Here is a 16178-nt window from a genome sequence, read left to right on the forward strand (position 1 = left end):
CTTGGATTCGTCCGGCGCATCGGCCACAGCGGGCGTGTCGATGGCGGGATCGTTGGTTTGATCGGGTTCGGGGACGGCGGGCGCGTCGTGAGCGGTCTGCGCAGGCGGCAGGTCGTCGATCGACAGGTTGCCCTGCAGGAGATCGTCGCCCTGCTCCTGCAGCGCAGCCCGCAAGGCCTTTTCGGCAGCGGCGCCGTCGGCCAGCGGAAGCTGGTCGAGCGACGCCAGCCCCAGGTCGTCGAGAAATTGCTTGGTGGTAGCGAACAGCGCCGGCCGGCCGACGGTTTCGCGGTGACCGATGACCTCGATCCAGCCACGATCCTCGAGCTGTTTCACGATGAGGCTGTTGACGACGACGCCGCGGATGTCTTCCATATCGCCACGGGTCACCGGCTGCCGATAGGCGATGATCGCCAGCGTTTCGAGCGTGGCACGGCTGTAGCGCGGTGGCTTTTCCGGGTGCAGGCGATCGAGATAGGGCCGCATCTGCGGGCGGCTCTGAAAACGCCAGCCGGTAGCCACCTGCACCAGCTCGACGCCGCGCTGGGTCCAGTCGGCCTGCAGGTCTTCGAGCAACTGACGCACGGTATCGGCACCCAGGCCGTCGTCGAACAGCAGGCGCATCTCGCGCAGCGGCAAGGGCTGGGGCGAGCAGATCAGAGCGGTCTCGAGGATGCGCTTGGCATCCGCCGTGTTCATGGTCGTGCGCTTTCGGGTGGCATGGCGATTGAAGGGCGGCGCCGCGTGGGCGTTGGCGCCAGGGGCGGCGAAGGCCGACCGGTGCGACGGTCGGCGGCGGCAGGACAGCGGTGTGTTGCCGCTGCCGTGCGCTCTGCGAAGCGCTCAGGCGGGCTGTGGCGGATTGTAAGCGAGGCCCCACGCATCGAGCGCTTCACGCAGGTCAGCGGGCGCGGGCGACTCGAATTGCATCGGCCGGCCGTCCGCCGGGTGCTCGAACGCCAGCCGGAACGCATGCAGCGCCTGGCGTTGCATGCCGGCGGCCGGAGCCCCGCCATAGACACCATCGGCCAGTAGCGGATGCCCGATCGAGGCCAGATGGACCCGGATCTGATGGGTACGCCCGGTATGCAGCACGCATTGCACCCAACAGCCCTCCTCGGCATTGGCCAGTAGCAGGAAGCTCGTGCGTGCCGTCTTGCCGGACTGCCGCGCCAGGTCGACCACCGCCATGCGCAGCCGGTTGCGCGGATCGCGGCCGATTGCCGAATCGATTTCACGCTCGGCCGGACCGACCCAGGGCCGATGTGCCAGCGCCAGGTATTGCCGGCTGACCTCCCGCGCCGCGATGGCCTTGACCAGCGCATCCATGGCGCGGCGACTGCGCGCCACCACCATCAGGCCGCTGGTGTCCTTGTCGAGCCGATGGACGATGCCGGCGCGCGGCAGCATCGCCGCGGCCGGATCGCGGGCCAGCAGGCCGTTGAGCAAGGTGCCGCGCCAGTTGCCGGGCGCCGGATGCACGACCAGACCGGCAGGCTTGTCGATGACCAGCAGGTCCTCGTCTTCATAGACGATCTGCAAGGGCATTTCTTCCGGCAAAAAGGCCTGGCTCTGCGGCGTGGGGCGCAGGTCGATTTCCAGCCGATCGGCCGCACGCACCTTGGCCGACGGCTTGGCGGCGACCGCACCGTTGAGCCTGACGTCGCCCGAGGCCACGCGTTGCTGCAGGTAGCTGCGCGAGAACTCCGGCGCGGCGGTGGTCAGAGCGCGGTCGAGCCGCTCGCCGTGCAAGCTGGCGGGCACGACGAAATGGCGCGACTCGCTCGCCGTCTCGGCGATGTCGGCTTCGGCCTCGCTTTCGCCGTCGCTTTCGTCGTCCAGGCCCTGGCCGGCCACCGGCAAGTCCTCGTCGGCAATGGGCGATGCGGTGGGCGGCTGGGGGGCCGCCGATATAATCCCGGGGGTTTTTCTCAAAGGGTTGCCTGTGATGCGTCGAGTCAAATTATCGTTGGTGCCCGCCGGTGGCTCCCTGGTCCTGGCAGCAGCGGTGCTCGCCAGTCTCGGCGGCTGCGGAACCACGTCGATCGACGACCAGACCGCGGGCTGGAGCCCCAACAAGATCTATTCCGAAGCCAAGGACGAAGCCTCGTCGGCCAATTACGACAAGGCCGTCCCGCTCTACGAAAAGCTGGAAGGCCGTGCCGCCGGTACGCCGCTGGCCCAGCAGGCCGAGCTCGAAAAGGCCTACGCCCAGTACAAGGGCGGCCAGCAGGTGCAGGCCGTCGCCACGCTCGACCGCTTCATCAAGCTGCATCCGGCCAGCCCCGCGCTCGACTATGCCTTCTACCTGAAGGGTCTGGCCAACTTCAACGACGACCTGGGGCTGTTCTCGTCGATCTCGCGTCAGGATCTTTCCGAGCGCGACCAGAAGGCGGCCAAGGATTCGTTCGACACCTTCAGCCAGCTCGTCAACCGCTTTCCGGAATCCAAGTACGCGCCGGACAGCCGCCAGCGCATGACCTACATCGTCAATTCGCTGGCGCAGTACGAGGTCCATGTCGCGCGCTACTACTACAGCCGTGGCGCCTACGTGGCGGCGATCAACCGGGCGCAGAACGCCATCTCCGGTTACACCGGCGTGCCAGCCACCGAAGAAGCGCTGTTCATCCTCATGCAGTCCTACACCGCGCTGGGCCTGAAGGATCTGAGCGACGACACGCGTCGTGTCATGGCGGCCAACTTCCCCGACAGCGGCTACGTCAAGGGCACGGTCCGCGGCCCGACCGACCCGTGGTGGAAGCTCTGGTAAGTCTGGCCTGACGGCGGCGGGTCACCAGTCGTCGAATCCCGAGGTGTCGGGTAGACCGGCGGCAGACGCCGCTGCGCCCACCGCCGCCAGCACGTCGATGGCCTGGTCGAATTCCTCCTGGGTGCCCAGCCTGCGCATCGGCGGCAGGCCGGCCAGCAGGCGACGTCCGTAGGGCATGGACGTGAGGCGGGTATCGCCCACGACCAGGATGCCGTGGTCGTCCTCCCGCCGAATCAGCCGACCGGCGCCCTGCTTGAGCGCCACCGCCGCTTCGGGCACGAAATACGCGTTGAAGGCACTGCGCCCCTCGCTCTCCAGCCGCTGCGCGCGCGCTTCCACCAGCGGGTCGTTGGGCGGCGGAAAAGGCAGTTTGTCGATCACCACCATCTGCAGCGCATCGCCCGGCACGTCGACCCCCTCCCAGAACGAGGCGGACGCCACCAGCACGCAACCCGCCCGCCCCTGGCTTGCGCCTTCACGAAACCGGTCCAGCAACTGGCGTTTGGTGCCCTGGCCCTGCACCAGCACCTCCACGCCGTGGGTGGCGGCGAAGTACGACTGCAGCACCTCGCCCATGGTTCGCAAGGCGCGCAGGGTCGTCGTCAGTACCAGGGTCCGCCCGCCGATTCTTTCGATGGCCGGCACGATGAGTCGGGCCAGCGCCGCCGGATGGCCCGGATCGGCCGGCTTGGGCAGGTTCGGGGGCACATGGATCGCCGCCTGGGTGGCGTAGTCGAACGGGCTTTCCACACGCATGATGCGCGCGTCCTGCAGGCCGCAAGGCTCAGTGAACCAGTTCAGGCGCGCATCGTTGCCCAGGGTGGCGGAGGTGAAGATCCAGGCGCGTGGCCGGCCGCCGTCCGGTGATGGCCCGCCGGCTGCGCGATCACCCGCATCACCGGGCCAGCCGGCCTGCAGGGCCGCCAGATCGTCTTCGCCGTCGTCATCCAGGTAAGGCGGATCCTCGGCGGGCGCGCGAGCCGCAGCGCCCGCATCTTCGGACGGCAGGCCCAGCATGCGTTCGCGAACCGCCTGCGCGATGTCCAGCGGCGACTCCATCAGCCGCAGCTGGTTCGGTGTGATGTCGGCCCAGCGGACCGATCCGGCCGCACAAGCGGACTTGAATCGCGCGGTGCGCCGACCCAGTTCGGTGGCCCGCTCGAACAGCCGCACGAAATCCGGCGCGATCTCGCTGACCGTGTCCAGGCTGTTTCTGGCCGACTCCAGCGCCGCATCGATCGCGGCGAGTGCGCAAGCCCAGTGCGCCGGGTCGACGCCATCCGGCTCCACGCCGGTCCAGCGCAGCTTGCCGACGGCAGACGACCCGGCGACCAGACGCAGATCCCGTGCCACGCGATCGACCTCGGCTGCATGCCGAGGCCAGTCGACCAGGCCGCGTGCCAGCTGCAGCCCGGTGGCGAGCAGATCGCGGGCGAAGTCGAGCAGCTGCCCGGTACCGAGCTGCAGGCCGAGAAACTGCACGCCGGTTTCGTTGAGCTGATGCGCCTCGTCGAACACGGCTACCCGCACCGTCGGCAGCAGCTCCGCCATGCCGGACTCCCGCACGGCCAGGTCGGCGAAGAAGAGATGGTGGTTGATCACCACTACATCGGCGGCCAGCGCATCGCGCCTGGCGACGTTGACGTGGCAGGAACGAAACTTCGGACACTGCGAACCCAGACAGTTCTCGCGCGTCGAGGTGATGAGCGGCAACACCGGCGAACGTTCGTCCAGCCCGGGCATCTCGCCGAGGTCGCCGGTGCGTGTGGCCTGGGCCCAGGTTTCGACCCGGGCGAGGATGCGCGCGACGCTGCGATCGCCGCCGGCGTCGGATTGGCGGGCGACTTCCAGTCGCTGCTGGCACAGATAGCTTGCCCGGCCCTTGAGCAAGGCACTGCGCACCGGCAGTCCGATGGCCTTGATCAGCAGTGGCAGGTCGCGCGAGAAGAGCTGGTCCTGCAAGGTCTTGGTGGCGGTTGAAAACAGCACGCGCTCGCCACTGAGCAAGGCCGGCACCAGGTACGAATAGGTCTTGCCGACGCCGGTACCGGCCTCGACGACCAGCACGCCGCCCGTGTCGATGGTCTCGGCCACCGCCAGCGCCATGGTGCGTTGGCCTTCGCGTGGACGGAAATGCTCGGTCGCGACGGAGAGCCAGCCGCCGGGCGTGAAAGCCTCGGTCACGGCCGCGACGAGCGGGCTGCACGGCGGCGACGTCGGGTCGCTCACGGCCGTTGCGGCCGGCCGGCCAGGAAAGCGCCAGCGGCGACGCGGACTCGGAGGGAATAAAAATGCATGGAACGCCAGGACATGCCAGGATGAGGCACGCCCGATGATAAAGTCGGCGCCGCCTGAGCTGCGACCTTCCCATGTCCTCCCATTTCCGTCTCGCCGGTGCTACTGGCATCCACCAGGGCGACCGTGCCTATCAGCAGGACCGCGTGGCGCTGCTGCCCCATTCCCGTGCCAACGGCTGCCTGCTGGGCATTGTGGCCGACGGCATGGGCGGACGCAGCGGCGGACGCAAGGCCTCCGATCAAGTGATCCTCACCGCGCAGCAGCTGTTCGACCTGTACGTGCCCTACCAGGACGACGCGCAAGCCCTGCTGCGCCGCATCGCCGAAGAGGCGCACCTGGTCATCGGGCTGATCGCGCTGTCGGCCGAGCAGGAGCCGCACAGCACGCTGGCCGCCTTTCTCATCAACCCCAAGGGCGACTGCCACTGGGTGCATGTCGGCGATTCGCGCATCTACCACTTCCGCGGCCGCGATCTTCTGCATCGCACCAGTGATCATTCTTACGTGCAAGGCTTGGTCGACCGGGGCGAGATCTCCGAAGCCGAGGCCAACGTGCACCCCAAGTCCAACATTCTCATGGGCTGCCTGGGCACGCCGGAGCCGCCGCCGATCGCGCTGAAGAGCATTCCGCGCCTGGAACCCGGCGACACCCTGATGGCCTGCAGCGACGGCCTCTGGCATTACTTCGCCAGCCACGAGATCGGCTCGGCGTTGGTCGATCTGCCACCGCGCGATGCGGCCCAGGCGCTGGTGGCCGGTGCACGCCGACGTGCGCGGGGCGGCGGCGACAACCTGTCGCTCGCCCTGGTGCGCATGGAGCCGCCTGAAGTGCCCGACAACGCCCGGCCGGTTGCGCCAGCGACGCCGGCCGGCAGCGCCCGTCGGGCCGCGTAGCAAAACGTTTTTCCGAAACTTTCTCGGTTGGAAGCGCTCCAGCGCGCTCGACCGTGCTTGCGCGCGCCCATCTGCCCATCCGCCCGGTCTCCTCTTCGCCGACATACGCGGCGAACAGACCGATTTCAGGGACGCGTGGGCGTTTGCACCGGCGGAGAAGCCGGCCCCGGCGTGGCAGGCAGCGGCTCGACCGGAGGCTTGGTCGCGCGGTCGGCCTGACGTCGAGCCAGGGCCGCCTTGCGCTCCGCCGCTTCTTTCTGTCGTGCCTCGTAGCGCGCACGCTCGGCGGGCGCATTCGCCGCGCGCTGGGCCTGTTCGGCCACCGCTTTGTCGTGGGCTTCCAGGGTGCTGTTTCGATTGGCCTGCGCGCGTGCTGCATCGGCAGGCCGCGACGCGGCGCGGTCGGCATTGCGGCGGTCGAGGTCGGCCTGCCGCTGCTCCAACGGCACCGCGGACGCCGCACGCTCGGCAGCACGTGCATGGTCGGCTTCGGACTGGCGGCGTTGGTCCTCGACACGCGCCAGCCGGACCCGCTCCTCGCGCTCGCGCTCCCCGGCACGCACATCCACGTCACGGCGGTTGAGCGCATTCAGCATGGGGCGATAGCGCCCCCGCACTTCCAGCAGGCAGGAATTGACGATGAAGTTCTGGTAGCAGGCAGCCTCCTGCACCGTCTGTTCGGCCAGCAGGCGCGCGCGCTCAGCTTCGATTTCGGCCGTCAGCCGGGCGGCCTCCTCAGGCTGTATCGGTTCGGCACGGGGCCGCAATCCCGTGGGAATCTCGGGAAAATTGGTGTGGCCGCAGCCTGCCAGCACTGCGGCAAGGCCGAGCCCGGCTAGAAAACGCGTGAATTTCATGTAATGGCAGTATCGACCACGCGACGCTCGAGGGCCAGGAACTCAGCCGACTGCATCTCGGTCAGCCGCGACACCGTGCGCGGGAACTCATGGGCCAGCGGCCCTTCGGTGTAGAGCTCCTCGGGCGGCACCGCGGCCGAGATGATGAGCTTGACCCGGCGGTCGTACAAGACGTCGATCAGCCAGGTGAAGCGTCGCGCCTCGGAGGCCATGCGCACCGGCATGTGCGGCACGTTCGACAGCAGCAGCGTATGGAACTGCGTGGCGATTTCCAGGTAGTCGTTCTGCGAGCGTGGCCCGCCGCACAGCGTGCGGAAATCGAACCACACCACGCCGCCGGCACGCCGCCGGGCTTCGATCTGCCGCGCCTCGATGGTCAGCACCGGGCTTTCGTCCTGCTTTTCGGCAAGGTGATTGAAGGCGTCGTCCATCTCGGCGTCGGCCTCCTGGCCGAGCGGCGTGTGATAGAGCTTGAGTTTCTCGAGCGTGCGGCGACGGTAGTCGGTGCCGTTGTCGACATTGACGACTTCCATGCGCTGATTGAGCAGCGCGATGGCCGGCAGGATGCGGTCGCGGTGCAGACCGTCGGGGTACAGCCCGTCGGGTTTGAAGTTGGACGTGGTGACGAAGCCCACGTTGTTGTCGAACAGCGCCACCAGCAGGCGGTGCAGGATCATGGCGTCGGTGATGTCGGCGACGTGGAACTCGTCGAAGCAGATGAGCTGGTAGCGCTCGGCCATGCGTTTGCCGAGTTCGTCCAGCGGGTTCTGCAGCCCTTGCAGGCCGGTGAGTTCGCGGTGCACTTCCCGCATGAATTCGTGGAAGTGCAGCCGGACCTTGCGTTCGATCGGCACGGCGTTGAAGAAGCAGTCCATCAGGAAGCTCTTGCCCCGCCCTACCCCGCCGTACATGTAAACGCCGCGCGGAATTTCCGGCTTGCCGCCGAAGAGGCGGCGCAGCGCGCTGCCGCGCTTCTCGTCGAACGCGGTCCATTCGTCGGCACAGCGTTGCAGCGCCTCGACGGCGCGCAACTGGGCCGGATCGGCCACGAATCCCCGCTGCTTGAGTTCTGCCTCGTAGGCTTCGCGGACGTCCACGCGCTTAGAAGTTCAGCGTGCGCTTGTCGACCGCCAGCGCCGCTTCCTTGGTCGCCTCGGACAGCGAAGGATGCGCGTGGCAGATGCGCGCGATGTCTTCTGCGCTCGCTTTGAACTCCATGGCCACGACGGCTTCGGAGATCAGTTCGCTGGCCGACGGGCCGACGATGTGCACGCCCAGGATCTCGTCGGTGGCGGCGTCGGCGATGAACTTCACGAAGCCGGTGGTGTCGCCCAGCGCACGGGCGCGGCCGTTGGCCAGGAACGGGAACGAGCCCGCCTTGTAGGCCCGGCCGTCGGCCTTGAGCTGCTCTTCGGTCTTGCCGACCCAGGCGATCTCGGGGCTGGTGTAGATGACCCAGGGAATCGTGTCGAAGTTGACATGGCCGTGCTGGCCGGCCATGCGCTCGGCGACCGCCACGCCCTCTTCCTCGGCCTTGTGCGCCAGCATCGGGCCGCGCACCACGTCGCCGATGGCCCACACGCCCGGCAGGTTGGTCTTGCAGTCGGCGTCGACCACGATCGCGCCGCGCTCGTCGAGCGCCAGGCCAACGCCTTCGGCGTTCAGGCCGATGGTGTTGGGCACGCGGCCGATGGAGACGATGAGCTTGTCGGCCTCGAGCGTCTGGGCTTCGCCCTTGGCGTCGGTGTAGGCGATGGAGACGCCGGCGTCGGACGCCTTGATCTCGCCGACCTTCACGCCGAGGTTGATCTTCAGGCCCTGCTTGTCGAAAGCCTTCTTGGCTTCCTTGGCGACCTGCTGGTCGACCGCGCCCAGGAAAGTCGGCAGGCCTTCCAGGATGGTGACTTCGGCACCCAGGCGGCGCCAGACCGAGCCCATCTCGAGGCCGATCACACCGGAGCCGATCAGGGCGAGCTTCTTGGGCACGCCACCCAGGCGCAGCGCGCCGTCGTTGGACAGCACGTTGACTTCGTCGAACGGCGTGCCGGGCAGCGCACGGGCGTTGGAGCCGGTGGCCAGCACGACCTGCTTGGCGCTCAGGGTCTCTTCCTTGGCGCCGGAAACCTTGATTTCATAACCAGCGTCGGAGGCGGATACGAAGGAGCCGCGACCGTGGAAGAAGCTGATCTTGTTCTTCTTGAACAGGTACAGGATGCCGTCGTTGTTCTGCTTGACGACGGTGTCCTTGCGGCCGAGCAGCGTGGGCAGGTCGAGCTCGACGCCCGACACCTTCACGCCGTGTTCGGCCAGGTGCTTGTGCGAGAACTCGAAATGCTCGGAAGACTGCAGCAGCGCCTTGGACGGAATGCAGCCGACATTGGTGCAGGTGCCGCCGGGAGCCGGGCCGCCGGCCGCGTTCTTCCATTCGTCGATGGCCGCGACCTTGAAGCCAAGTTGCGCGGCACGAATGGCAGCGATGTAGCCGCCGGGGCCGCCGCCGATGACGATGACGTCGAATTGTTGGGACATGGAGATTCCTTCAAAAAAGCCCGCCGATCCGGTGTCCGGACCCACGGGCGAGCGAAGCTAGGCCTGATGTGGGGCACAGCAGGCCGGCTTTGCCGGGCTGCCAGTGCCGCCCCCTCGCAGGGGGTAGGCGAAGCGACACGAAGTGCGCGAAGCCTGGGGGTGGTCAAATATCAAACAGCAGGCGAGCCGGGTCTTCCAGCGCATCCTTCATGGCGACCAGGCCCAGGACGGCTTCGCGGCCGTCGATGATGCGGTGGTCGTAGGACATCGCCAGGTAGTTCATCGGACGCACCACGACCTGGCCGTTCTCGACCACGGCACGATCCTTGGTGGCGTGCACCCCGAGGATGGCCGACTGCGGCGGGTTGATGATGGGGGTGGACATCATCGAGCCGAAGGTCCCGCCATTGGAGATGGAGAAGGTACCGCCGGTCATGTCGTCGATGCCGAGCTTGCCTTCCTGGGCCTTCTTGCCGAATTCAGCGATCTTCTTCTCGATGTCGGCGAAGCTCATCTGGTCGGCGTTGCGCAGGATGGGCACGACCAGGCCGCGCGGCGAACCGACGGCGATGCCAATGTCGAAGTAGCCGTGGTAGAGGATGTCGTTGCCGTCGACCGAAGCGTTGAGCACCGGGAACTTCTTCAGGGCGTGGACCGCAGCCTTCACGAAGAAGCTCATGAAGCCGAGCTTTACGCCGTGTTCTTTGGTGAAGTTGTCCTGGAAGCGCTTGCGCAGGTCCATCACCGGCGCCATGTTGACTTCGTTGAAGGTGGTCAGGATGGCGTTGGTGGACTGCGATTGCAGCAGGCGTTCGGCGATGCGGGCGCGCAGGCGACTCATCGGCACGCGTTGTTCCGGACGCTCGCCGAGGTCGGCCGAAGTGGGGGCCGAAACCTGGGCCAGTGCGGGCTTGGGCGCTGCGGCAGGCGCGGGAGCGGCGGCCGGCTTGGTACCCGAGGCGACAGCAGAGAGCACGTCGCCCTTGGTGACGCGACCGTCCCGGCCGGAGCCGGAGACATCGCCGGTCGACAGGTTGTTGTCGGCCAGCAGCTTGGCAGCGGCGGGCATGGCGACATCGGACTTGGCGCCACCGGTGGCGGCGGGTGCGGCAGCGGCCGGGGCCGGTGCGGCGGCGGTGGGTGCAGGCGCGGCGGCAGCCGGAGCGGGTGCAGCGCCGGCGCTCGCGGCGCTGTCGATCTTGGCGATGACCTGACCGGAAACCACGGTGCCACCGTCGCCCACGACCAGTTCGGTGAGCACGCCGGACGAAGGCGCCGGCACTTCCAGCACGACCTTGTCGGTTTCGATCTCGATCAGGATTTCGTCGGCGGTAACGGCTTCGCCGGCCTTCTTCTTCCAGTTCAGCATGGTGGCTTCGGCCACGGATTCGGAGAGCTCGGGGACTTTGACTTCAAAAATGGCCATGGGATTCTTTCGATTTATCTAGCGAGAAGCAGGATGTCGCCTCTGGGCGCATCCCGCTGTTTTTCCAGGTTGCCTTACTTGGTCAGCACGAAGCCCTTGAGCTTGCCGAAAGCGCCTTCGACCAGCGCCTTCTGCTGCTCCTGATGCAGGTGCGAATACCCGACCGCGGGCGATGCCGAAGCCGCGCGGCCGGAGTAACCCAGCTTCTGGCCGTCGAGCATGTTCTCGTGGATGTAGTGCTGCACGAAGAACCAGGCACCCTGGTTCTGCGGCTCGTCCTGGCACCACACGATGTCGGTCGCGTTCGGGTACTTCTTGAGCTCGGTGGCAAAGGCTTTGTGCGGGAACGGATACAGCTGCTCGACACGCAGGATCACGGTGTCGTCGGCGCCCTTCTGTTCGCGGTGCTTTGCCAGGTCGTAGTAGACCTTGCCCGAGCAGGCGATCACTCGCTTGACCTTCTCGGCCTTGACTTCCCGGTTCTCGGCGATGACCGTGCGGAAACCACCGTTGGTGAACTCGGACACCGGCGAGGTGGCGTCCTTGTTACGCAGCAGCGACTTCGGCGTCATGATGATCAGCGGCTTGCGCAGGTTGCGCACCATCTGACGACGCAGCAGGTGAAAGATCTGGCTGGCGGTGGTGGGTTGCACCACCTGCATGTTGGTGTCGGCCGACAGCTGCATGAAGCGCTCCAGGCGTGCGGAGCTGTGCTCCGGGCCCTGGCCTTCGTAGCCGTGCGGCAGCATCAGCGTCAGGCCGTTGACGCGGCCCCACTTCACTTCGCCGGACGCGATGAACTGGTCGATCACCACCTGGGCGCCGTTGGCGAAGTCGCCGAACTGGGCTTCCCAGATCACCAGGGTGTTGGGGTCGTTCGACGCATAGCCGTATTCGAAGCCGAGCACGGCCTCTTCGGACAGGATGGAGTCGATGACGACGAACGGCGCCTGGTTCTCGGCCACGTGTTCCAGCGGCACGTAGGTGCCTTCGTCGAACTTCTCGCGGCTCTGGTCATGGATGACCGCATGGCGGTGGGTGAAGGTGCCACGGCCGCAATCCTCGCCGGACAGGCGGACCGGGTAGCCGCTGGCCACCAGCGACGCGTAGGCCATGGTTTCACCCATGCCCCAGTCGACGTTGACGTCGCCCCGGCCCATGGCGGCGCGGTCGTCGTACACCTTCTTCACCAGCTGATGCGGCGTGACGTTGGCGGGGATGGTCGTGACCTTCTCCGACAGGCGCTTCCATTCGCTGTGCGGAATGGAGGTGTCACCGGCGTCGGTCCACTTCTTGCCGAGGTAGGGGCTCCAGTCGACCGCGTACTTGCCCTTGAAGTTGGTCAGCACCGGATCGACCGTGTGCTTGCCGGCTTCCATGGCGGCACGGTAGGCCTTGGACATGTCGTCGCCCAGCGTGTCGCCCAGGCCCTGCGCGGCCAGCTTGTCGGCGTACATGCGACGGGTGCCGGGGTGAGCGGCGATCTTCTTGTACATCAGCGGCTGGGTGAGCGAGGGGGTGTCCTGCTCGTTGTGGCCCAGCTTGCGGAAACAGATGATGTCGATGACAACGTCCTTGGCGAATTCCATGCGGAATTCGAGCGCCAGCTGGGTGGCCATGACCACGGCTTCGGGGTCGTCGCCGTTCACGTGCAGCACCGGCGCCTCGATCATCTTGACGATGTCGGTGCAATACAGCGTGGAGCGGCTGTCGCGCGGGTCGCTGGTGGTGAAGCCGATCTGGTTGTTGATGACGATGTGGACCGTGCCGCCGGTGTGGTAGCCGCGGGTTTCGGCCAGCGCCAGCGTTTCCATGATGACGCCCTGGCCGGCGAAGGCGGCGTCGCCGTGCACCAGCACCGGCAGCACCTGCTTGCCTTCGGGGTCGCCGCGGCGATCCATGCGGGCACGCACCGAGCCTTCGACGACCGGGTTGACGATTTCGAGGTGCGACGGGTTGAAGGCCAGCGACAGGTGGACCGGGCCGCCAGCGGTGGAGACGTCGGAGCTGAAGCCCTGGTGGTACTTCACGTCGCCCGAGGGCAGGTCTTCCGGCGCAGTGTGGTCGAACTCGGCGAACAGGTCGGCAGGCAGCTTGCCCAGCGAGTTCACCAGCACGTTCAGGCGGCCGCGGTGGGCCATGCCGATGACGATTTCCTGCACGCCCTTGGCGCCGGCGTCCTGGATGAGCGCGTCCATCGAGGCGATGAAGCTTTCGCCGCCTTCGAGCGAGAAACGCTTCTGGCCGACGTACTTGGTGTGCAGGAAGCGCTCCAGGCCTTCAGCGGCAGTCAGGCGGCCGAGGATGTGCTTCTTCTGGTCGTTGTTGAAGCTCGGCGTGGCGCGATTGGCCTCGAGCTTCTGCTGCCACCAGCGCTTCTGGTTCTGGTCGGTGGTGTGCATGTACTCGGCGCCGACGGTGCCGCAGTACGTTTCACGCAAGGCGTTGAGCAGATCGCGCAAGGCCATGGTGTCCTTGCCGAAGAAGGTGTTGCTCGTGTTGAACACCGTCTCCTGGTCCGCATCGGTGAAGCCGTAGAACGACGGCTCCAGCTCCGGGATGGCCGGACGCTCGGTGCGCTTGAGCGGATCGAGGTCGGCCCAGCGAACGCCGACGTTGCGGTAGGCCGCGATCAGCTGCTGGACCGCGGTGCGCTTGCGACCGAGTTCGGAGTCGGCGCCGCTGGCCACGACGACACGGGTGCCGCCCTGCTTGGCGCGCTCGGCGAAGGCGTTGACCACCGGCAAGTGGGGCACGTCGCGGCTGTTGCTGCCGTCGCCGGCGGGTACGTTCTGCAATGCGTCGAAATACGCTCGCCAGTTGTCCGGCACGCTGCCGGGATTGGCCAGGTAGTTTTCGTACATCTCCTCCACATAGGGCGCGTTACCGCCGAAGAGGTAGGTGTTGCCTTGATAGGCTGCGAAGACGGATGTCTCACTCATGGGGCGCTACTTTCGTTTTCCTCTGGAAAACCGGAGCTGGTTTAAAACCTTCCGCGACACGGCTGAACCGATTGGCGGATGCGACTGTGGCTGGGGAAGGGCCTTGGTACGGGCGGCATTGTGCCACCGTTCAAATGGCGGCGAAACGCCACAGCCGCGAGGAAACGACTGAGCGCATAGGCATCGCCATCGGATTCATTCTGTCGTTTTGTCATAAAAGCTCGGACGCGTCAGGATTCGCCCGGACGGGAACGCGGACACTCTTCTGCAACACCGCGCGCAATTGAAAAACCTGCTCCCGGTTATTGAACATGTGGCGGATCTTGCCGGCGAGCTCCTCCTGACGGTAGGGCTTGCTGAGCAGCGCAACGCCGACATCGAGCCGGCCGCCATGGACGATGGCGCTTTCGGTATGACCGGAGGTGAACAGCACCTCGATATCGGGCTGCAGCTGGCGCGCCCTCATCGCCAGGTCCGGACTGCGCAGCGGTCCCGGCATGACCACGTCGGTGAAGAGGAGATCGACCCGCACCCCGCTTTCGATCACCGACAGCGCGCTCAGGGCGTCGCCAGCCTTGAGCACCAGATAACCGAGCGCGGACAGGGTGTCCACCACCGCTTCGCGCACCTCGGGGTCGTCTTCCACCACGAGAATGGTCTCGGAGCCGCCGACCGCGGTGGCCGCCGTCTCGATCCGCACCACCGGTTCGGCCCGCAAGGAGCGAGGCAGATACATGCGCACCGTCGTGCCCTCGCCCGGCTTGCTGTAGATGGCGATGTGGCCTTCGCTTTGCTTGACGAAGCCGTACACCATCGAAAGGCCCAGGCCGGTCCCCATGCCGTCAGGCTTGGTGGTGAAGAAGGGTTCGAACGCGCGTTCGATCGTGGCGGGCGCCATGCCGGCGCCGGTGTCCGACACGGCGATCATCACGTACTGCCCCGGCTTGACATCGGGTTGCCGCGCTGCATAGAACTCGTCCAGCGTGACGTTGCGGGCCTCGATGGTCAGCCGGCCCTGCCCTTGCATCGCGTCCCGGGCATTGATCGCCAGGTTGAGCAGCGCGTTCTCCAGAAAATTCAGGTCGACCAGCGTGTTCCACAAATCGTCGCCGAGCACCGTCTCCAGTTCGACCGACTCGCCGAGCGCGCGGCGCAGCATGTCGTCCATGTCACGCAGCAACCGCCCGGGATGCAGGGCCACCGGCGCCAGCGGCTGTTTGCGGGCGAAGGCCAGCAAGTGCGAGGCGAGCCGCGCGCCACGGTCCACGCCGGCCAGGGCCGACTGGATGCGGCGGGCACTGCGCGCGTCGTCGGCGGCCAGTTGCTTGAGCAGTTGCAGGTTGCTCGCGATCACCTGCAGCACGTTGTTGAAGTCGTGCGCCACGCCGCCGGTGAGCTTGCCCAGCGCTTCCATCTTCTGCGACTGCAGCAGCGCATGTTCGGCGAGCCGGCGCTCGTCTTCGGCGCGACGCAAGGCGTCGGTGCGTTCGGCGACCAGCGATTCGAGATGATCCTTGTGGCATTGCAGCTCCCGCTGCGCGCGGCACTGCTGCGTGACATCGTGCCCCTGCACGAAGATGCCCGAAACCGAGCCGTCACGTGCGAAGACCGGCTGGTAGAGCAGATCGACGAAACGCTCTTCCAGCGGCGCGCCACTCTGCCGCCGCAGGGATACCGGCTCCGCATGGCCGACAAAACGCTCGCCGGTCGCGAAGATGTGGTCGAGCACGCCTTCGAGCGACTGCCCCTCGAGTTCGGGCAGCACTTCACGTACCGAGCGCCCCAGGATGTCGCGTCGTCCGATCAGCAAGAGGTAGGCCTCGTTGGCCATTTCGAAGACATGGCGAGGACCCCGCAGCACACAGATGAATCCGGGCGCCTGCTCGAAGAGTTGCCGAAGCGCCGCCGCTTCCTCGCTCAAGGCGCGGTTGCGACGCTCCACCGCCTCCACCCGCTGGATCACCCGGTGTTCCAGCACCACGGCGTCGGCCTCTTCGCGGTGCTGGCGCGAACGAAGGCGATGGAGTTCGGTCACGTCCTCGGTGTGCTGGAGGATGCAGCCCACCTCCCCCGCTTCGTCGAAGATGGGCGTATGCGTCGCACTCCAGAAACGCTCTTCGAAGATCCGGCCTTGCGGCGTGTCGCGCCCCACGCCGTAGCGGATCAGCGGCAAGGCGTCTCGCCGCCGGTAGCGCAGCACCCGCTGCAAGGATTCGCGCAACATGAGCGAGCTCTCGTCTTCGCTGCCGTCCTCCCGCGCCGGGAAAGCCTCGAAAATATCGCGGCCGCGCAATTGCTCGATCGTGCGGTGAGTGACGTCGAGATAGGCCTGATTGGCATCGAGAATCCGGAAGTCCGGAGTCATCACCAGGTACGGATTGGGCGAGAGATCGAAGAGAGCGTGAAAATTCGAAGGCTGCACGCATTTGCTCCAGAAGCTGGAGCATTGTAGGAAGCGCCACG

Annotated in this window: 10 protein-coding genes and 1 pseudogene; 2 read left to right on the forward strand and 9 right to left on the reverse strand. The window is 66.6% G+C overall.

Annotated features, from left to right (window positions below):
- Positions 1-146 precede the first annotated feature (146 nt).
- Both scpB and R9X41_RS13065 read right to left on the reverse strand, forming a co-directional pair.
- Positions 147-699 (reverse strand): annotated as a pseudogene (gene scpB, locus R9X41_RS13060) (SMC-Scp complex subunit ScpB); the annotation flags it as partial.
- A gap of 144 nt (positions 700-843) precedes the next feature.
- The gene (locus R9X41_RS13065; RefSeq protein ID WP_412556599.1) at positions 844-1935 is read right to left on the reverse strand and encodes an RluA family pseudouridine synthase; all 1092 of its coding nucleotides are present in this window, start codon (positions 1933-1935) and stop codon (positions 844-846) included.
- A gap of 13 nt (positions 1936-1948) precedes the next feature.
- On the opposite strand from R9X41_RS13065, the gene R9X41_RS13070 reads away from it, so the two are divergent.
- Complete coding sequence (locus R9X41_RS13070; RefSeq protein WP_318630893.1) at positions 1949-2770, forward strand: outer membrane protein assembly factor BamD; 822 nt, start codon at positions 1949-1951, stop codon at positions 2768-2770.
- Between the two features lie 21 nt (positions 2771-2791).
- Here the strand turns inward: R9X41_RS13070 and R9X41_RS13075 are convergent, their stop codons facing one another.
- Positions 2792-4876, reverse strand: coding sequence for an ATP-dependent DNA helicase (locus tag R9X41_RS13075; protein ID WP_318635224.1), 2085 nt, complete (start codon positions 4874-4876; stop codon positions 2792-2794).
- A gap of 263 nt (positions 4877-5139) precedes the next feature.
- Here R9X41_RS13075 and R9X41_RS13080 point away from each other — a divergent pair, with 263 nt between their 5' ends.
- A complete protein-coding gene (locus R9X41_RS13080; RefSeq protein ID WP_318630894.1) occupies positions 5140-5961 on the forward strand; it encodes a PP2C family protein-serine/threonine phosphatase in 822 nt (273 codons plus the stop codon).
- Between the two features lie 125 nt (positions 5962-6086).
- Here the strand turns inward: R9X41_RS13080 and R9X41_RS13085 are convergent, their stop codons facing one another.
- From R9X41_RS13085 to R9X41_RS13110, 6 genes are all read right to left on the reverse strand, one after another.
- On the reverse strand, positions 6087-6818 hold the full coding sequence (locus R9X41_RS13085) for a hypothetical protein (RefSeq protein ID WP_318630895.1): 732 nt from the start codon (positions 6816-6818) through the stop codon (positions 6087-6089).
- Positions 6815-7915, reverse strand: coding sequence for a cell division protein ZapE (zapE, locus tag R9X41_RS13090; RefSeq protein WP_318630896.1), 1101 nt, complete (start codon positions 7913-7915; stop codon positions 6815-6817). The genes R9X41_RS13085 and zapE overlap by 4 nt, the downstream gene beginning before the upstream one ends.
- 4 nt (positions 7916-7919) lie before the next feature.
- Complete coding sequence (gene lpdA / locus R9X41_RS13095) at positions 7920-9347, reverse strand: dihydrolipoyl dehydrogenase (protein WP_318630897.1); 1428 nt, start codon at positions 9345-9347, stop codon at positions 7920-7922.
- 163 nt (positions 9348-9510) lie between these two features.
- Positions 9511-10773: a 2-oxoglutarate dehydrogenase complex dihydrolipoyllysine-residue succinyltransferase gene (gene odhB / locus R9X41_RS13100; protein ID WP_318630898.1), complete on the reverse strand. Its 1263-nt coding sequence runs from the start codon at positions 10771-10773 to the stop codon at positions 9511-9513.
- Between the two features lie 74 nt (positions 10774-10847).
- The gene (locus R9X41_RS13105; RefSeq protein ID WP_318630899.1) at positions 10848-13715 is read right to left on the reverse strand and encodes a 2-oxoglutarate dehydrogenase E1 component; all 2868 of its coding nucleotides are present in this window, start codon (positions 13713-13715) and stop codon (positions 10848-10850) included.
- 211 nt (positions 13716-13926) lie between these two features.
- On the reverse strand, positions 13927-16137 hold the full coding sequence (locus R9X41_RS13110) for a PAS domain-containing protein (RefSeq protein WP_318630900.1): 2211 nt from the start codon (positions 16135-16137) through the stop codon (positions 13927-13929).
- Between the last annotated feature and the right edge of the window lie 41 nt (positions 16138-16178).

This window comes from Xylophilus sp. GOD-11R, from assembly GCF_033546935.1.
GTDB lineage: Bacteria > Pseudomonadota > Gammaproteobacteria > Burkholderiales > Burkholderiaceae_C > Xylophilus.